We start from the raw sequence: 4,663 nt of genomic DNA, 5'->3' as shown, positions 1-4,663 counted from the left end.
GCTTGGGTCTGCCAGGGCGGACAAATGGTTTTCCAGCCAATCGGCTCTTACTTGACGCGGGTGACGGTTCGGGATGAAGTCGGGTGCGCTGAGGTATCCCGTGCCCGGCTGATTGCTGCCGAAAAACATGGGTATACCCGTCCGCTGGAAATTGAATGGCCTCAGCCGGTTTCAGCCAGCCCCATCCCGTGATTATTTGTCGTTTTCAGGTTTGTGCACCAGCCAACCCAGCTGTTCAACCTGCTCTCGGGACTGAAGAACCTGAACCGAGTCATTTTCGACCCACAACACGGTGGGGCGGGCAGCGTAGTTGTAGTTAGAAGCCATGCTCAATTGATATGCTCCCGAAGCAGGCACAGCAAGATGCTCCCCGCGGATAAGTTTGGGCAAATTCACCTGAGAGATGAGGACATCACCCGATTCGCAGAATTTTCCGACAATTCGGGTGGGCTGGACGGGTGGAGCGTTGGGGTGTTCGGCAACTTTGGCAGTGTATTGCGCCTGATAAAGGGCCACACGGGGGTTATCCGCCAGCCCGCCATCAACGGCAACCAGATGAGTGCCTGCCGGGGTTGTTTTTTGATTGCCCACCTGATATAAGGCAACCGCTGCGCGGGCAATCAGCCAGCGCCCCGGCTCCAGTACCAGACGGGGATAGGGCCAGTCATAATGAATGGCAGCTTCCTGAACGGCACCGGAAACCGTTCTAACCCATGCCTCGGCGTCATCATCCGGGTCATTCAGGGTATAGCGTACTCCCCAGCCTCCGCCGGGGCTGATTTCGGCGGGGATGTAATTATTTCTGGCGGCGAATTCGCACAGCATTTCAATTGCCATGCGGTAAGGCTCCGAATCGAAAATTTGTGAACCCAGGTGGGTATGCAAGCCGCTCACTTCAAACCACGGGCTGGACAAACTGCGCTGTAAGGCTTCTTCGGCCTCTCCATTTTGAATATGCAGCCCAAACTTGCTATCCATGTGAGCGGTTTGAATGTGCGGGTGGGTATTAACACTCAGATCTGGTGTAATGCGCAGCCAGATACGGACTTTGGTTTGGCGTCTGGAAGCCAGCTGCTCCAGTAACTCTAATTCGTCCAGATTATCCACTACAATCGCCTGTATTCCCCACTCAATGGCTGCCTGTAATTCGGCAGGGCTTTTGTTGTTTCCGTGCAGGTGTACCACCGATGGGGCAAAACCGGCCTTTTGAGCAATGTGAATTTCCCCCAGACTGACTACATCCAATCCAACACCCCACCTGGCAAGTTTTTGAGCAAACTGATACGAAAGATAGGCTTTGCTGGCATAAGCCAGGATGGCTTCGGCAGGATAATAGCGTTTGAGCAGGTGATTCAGGCGCTGAATTTGAGTTTCCACCGTTGCAGAATCATATACATATAACGGTGTACCGAACTTGCTGGCCAATTCAACCAGATCGTGCCCTGCGATGGCCAGATGTCCGTTTTGGTTTATGGAAGTGCTAACCGGAAAAAGTGATAATTCATCCATGGATCAAAGGATTGTCCTTTGCGTGAAATTTTTATCGAAAGGATTCTGTTGCGCTGATATGTAAAATTTCCCCGTAAAAGGTGCGGTGATAGTCTTTATTGGGGTAATGAGCGTGGATATTTTCATCCAGAAAGTTTGCGGGGTTCAAATCGGCCCAGTAGATTTTTCGGCATTCAATGGCGAGGGATGCTTCCGCAAAAACCGGAGCCGCGACCACAGCGGCTGCCTGGGGAGTCAATCCGGCTTGGGCAATTTTATCCGCGTCTTTACCGGAGCGCGAACCGATTAATGAAAGAGCCTTACGGTATGGTGCAGGAAAGGCACATAGCGTGAAGGTGTCGTACTGGTTACAAAATTCGTAAGTGTAGCGTGTGGGGCGGATGAATACCTGAGCATAGGGTTTTCCCCACAGAGAGCCAATGCTGCCCCACGAAACGGTCATGGCGTTGAATTTTCCGGATGGGAAGTCCCCTGCAGTGAGGAGAAGCCAGTCATTTTCCCATAAATCATAAACCCGAATGTGCAAATCTTCGGGAGAAACGGGTGTGCGCTGCATGTGATCTCCTTTACTTCAAGGCTAAAAAGGCCAATGGCAATTATAACAGGTTGGTTGGGGGGAATTCTAACCGTGGGGGAAAATCCGCATTACTTATGGAAGCATTCTGGAAAAAGAGTTGGTGATTGCCTGACCCAATCCTGACAGGCCATTAACAATCGGGGTGAAGGGATCCCACTGCCTGCTTTGACCAGCATTGAGGCTGCTGCTTAGGCCAGAGCCAAAATAGAGAAGCAGAACAAAAGCAATCCCGATCAGGAAAAGCAAGAAAAAATCTCCTTTACGATTTGATCCATTGCCCATGGAAATACTCCTTTTTTCAGCCAGCGCCACACAATCAACCGTTTCATCATGAATCGGCTATTCACATTATACAATTGGTAGCATTGGAATGTTCCGTGCGGCGGGCAAATGTGGGGTGATTTTGATGATACAATAGAAACCCATCTCACCATCAAGAGGTAGCCCATGCAGGATCATGATGGACTTCAATATCATGTAAAAGTCAAACGCGGCGATGTAGGTCGCTATGTTCTCCTGCCCGGTGACCCGGGCCGGGTTGAAAAAATTGCCCGTTTTCTGGATGAGCCAATTTTCATATCTTCCAACCGTGAGCACACCGTTTATACCGGGAAACTGAATGGTGAACTGGTTTCGGTGGTTTCCACAGGGATGGGGTGTCCTTCGACAGCCATTGCCGTTGAGGAGCTGATTGCCGTAGGAGCAGATACCTTCATCCGGGTTGGTACTTCCGGTGCTATGCAGCCAACCATGCGACTGGGAGATCTGGCTATTGTCACCGCTGCCATCCGGGATGAAGGCACAACCCGCCAGTATTTACCGATTGAGTTCCCGGCAGTTGCCGATGTGGGGGTGGTCAATGCACTGGTACAGGCGGCGACGAAATTGGGGGCGCGTTATTTTGTCGGCATCTCTCACACCAAAGACTCGTTCTATGGCGAGGTAGAACCGGAACGGATGCCGATTGCGTCGGAATTGAAAGCGCGTTGGAATGCGTGGGTTGCCGGCGGTGCCATCTGTTCGGAAATGGAAGCAGCAGCCATTTTTGTGCTCTCATCCATCTATCGCAAACGTGCGGGCGGTGTCATGACGGTCATTGGCAGTGATACGGCCACACTGATTAACCAAAAAACCTCGCCCGACCTGATGATTCAGGTTGCGGTTGAGGCTATAAAAATTTTAATCGAGGCGGACCGGGGCGGGACTTAGTTGAGCAGGCTGCGATTGCGATATTGAAGCGCTTCGGCCAAATGGGCAGGTTGAATATGGGGACTGCCTGCAAGGTCGGCAATGGTGCGTGCCAGTTTCAAAATTCGGTGGTAGGCGCGCGCTGAAAGCTGAAATTGCTGCATCGCGGTTCGCATCAGATTTGTTCCGGTTTCATCGAGTACACAATATTTGCGAATTTCAGCCGGGCGCATATCGGCATTGCACGAAAGCCCGTCCTCTCTGAACCGTTCGCGTTGAATTTGACGGGCGCTTTCGACCCGGCTGCGTACGGTTTCAGATGGTTCACCCTGACGCTTGTCGCTTAACTTTTCATAATCTACCCGCGGCACCTCAATAAAAATGTCAATTCGATCCAGCAGAGGGCCTGAAATGCGTTTTTGATATTTCGTAATCGTAGATGGCGAGCAGGTACAGACTTTGACCGGATCTCCGTAATTGCCGCAAGGACATGGGTTCATGGCTGCCACCAGTTGAAAATTGGCGGGGAAGGTGAGCGAACCCTGGGCGCGGCTAATGGTTACGATTTTATCTTCAATCGGTTGACGCAGTACTTCCAGCACCCGTGTGCCGAATTCGGGCAATTCGTCCAGAAACAGCACACCGCGGTGGGCTAATGAAATTTCACCGGGATGAGGAGTGTTGCCTCCCCCAACCAGCCCGGCATGGGAAATAGTATGGTGCGGGGCACGGAAGGGGCGGTTTCGGATGAGCGGAACATCACGGGGTAATTTATCCGCAATCGAGTAAATGCGGGTAACGTCCAGGGCTTCGTCTATGGTCATGCGAGGTAAAATGGCAGGGAGAGCACGCGCAAGAAGGGTTTTACCCGTCCCCGGTGGGCCGGACATGAGCACATTGTGCCCGCCCGCTGCAGCAATTTCCAAAGCACGCTTGGCATGTTCCTGACCTTTGATTTCCTGAAAATCGGTTTGGACTTCCACCTGAATTTCGTTGATTTCGACAGGTGGATAGGCTGGAATGGGGTTTTGCCCCTTGACATGACCGATCAGGTCAAGGATGGTGCGGACGGGAATCACTTCCAGGTTCGGAATTAATGCCGCCTCGGCGGCATCTGCTTCCGGCACGAAGATGCGGATGAATCCCATCTGACGTGCCGCCGCTGCCATGGGCAGAATGCCGCGCACATGACGGACGCTGCCATCCAGTGAAAGTTCCCCAACCACAAGAGAATTGGAGAACGCCCCTTGGGGAATTTGCTCAGTGGCAACCAGCACAGCCAGAGCGATGGGCAAGTCGTAGGCCGGGCCTTCCTTTTTTACAGATGCCGGAGCAAGATTAACGGTTATCCGTTTACGGGGGTAATACATTCCGGCGTTCTTGATGGCC

General features: G+C 52.3%; 6 protein-coding genes. 2 read left to right on the top strand and 4 right to left on the bottom strand.

Annotated features, from left to right (window positions below):
• The coding region (locus tag VAE48_RS10055) for a hypothetical protein (RefSeq protein WP_322793192.1) at nt 1–192 on the top strand (192 nt) is incomplete at its 5' end.
• Here the strand turns inward: VAE48_RS10055 and lysA are convergent.
• The 3 genes from lysA to VAE48_RS10040 all read right to left on the bottom strand — a co-directional run bounded on the left by lysA (nt 193) and on the right by VAE48_RS10040 (nt 2,398).
• Nucleotides 193–1,509 carry a diaminopimelate decarboxylase gene (gene lysA, locus VAE48_RS10050; protein WP_322793191.1) on the bottom strand — a complete coding sequence of 439 codons (1,317 nt, stop codon included), beginning with the start codon at nt 1,507–1,509 and terminating at the stop codon, nt 193–195. It abuts the gene before it with no gap.
• Nucleotides 1,510–1,540: 31 nt separating this feature from the next.
• Nucleotides 1,541–2,065 (bottom strand): flavin reductase, encoded by a 525-nt coding sequence (locus VAE48_RS10045; RefSeq protein WP_322793190.1) that lies wholly within the window; start codon nt 2,063–2,065, stop codon nt 1,541–1,543.
• Between the two features lie 93 nt (nt 2,066–2,158).
• Complete coding sequence (locus VAE48_RS10040; protein ID WP_322793189.1) at nt 2,159–2,398, bottom strand: hypothetical protein; 240 nt, start codon at nt 2,396–2,398, stop codon at nt 2,159–2,161.
• 135 nt (nt 2,399–2,533) lie between these two features.
• Between VAE48_RS10040 and udp the strand changes: the two genes are divergently transcribed.
• Complete coding sequence (gene udp / locus VAE48_RS10035; RefSeq protein WP_322793188.1) at nt 2,534–3,295, top strand: uridine phosphorylase; 762 nt, start codon at nt 2,534–2,536, stop codon at nt 3,293–3,295.
• Here the strand turns inward: udp and VAE48_RS10030 are convergent.
• A partial coding sequence (locus tag VAE48_RS10030; RefSeq protein ID WP_322793187.1) for a YifB family Mg chelatase-like AAA ATPase occupies nt 3,292–4,663 on the bottom strand: 1,372 nt, incomplete at its 5' end. The genes udp and VAE48_RS10030 overlap by 4 nt on opposite strands.

Source organism: Bellilinea sp. (genome assembly GCF_034432615.1).
Taxonomy (GTDB): domain Bacteria; phylum Chloroflexota; class Anaerolineae; order Anaerolineales; family Anaerolineaceae; genus Bellilinea.
The sequence above is the reverse complement of the archived record's forward strand: the minus strand, read 5'-3'. Positions and strand labels throughout refer to the sequence as shown.

What these genes read in the sequence shown, in the direction of transcription:
- lysA (WP_322793191.1), bottom strand. Translation starts at nt 1,509, where the DNA reads ATGGATGAATTATCACTTTTTCCGGTTAGCACTTCCATAAACCAAAAC.
- udp (WP_322793188.1), top strand. Translation starts at nt 2,534, where the DNA reads ATGCAGGATCATGATGGACTTCAATATCATGTAAAAGTCAAACGCGGC.
- VAE48_RS10045 (WP_322793190.1), bottom strand. Translation starts at nt 2,065, where the DNA reads ATGCAGCGCACACCCGTTTCTCCCGAAGATTTGCACATTCGGGTTTAT.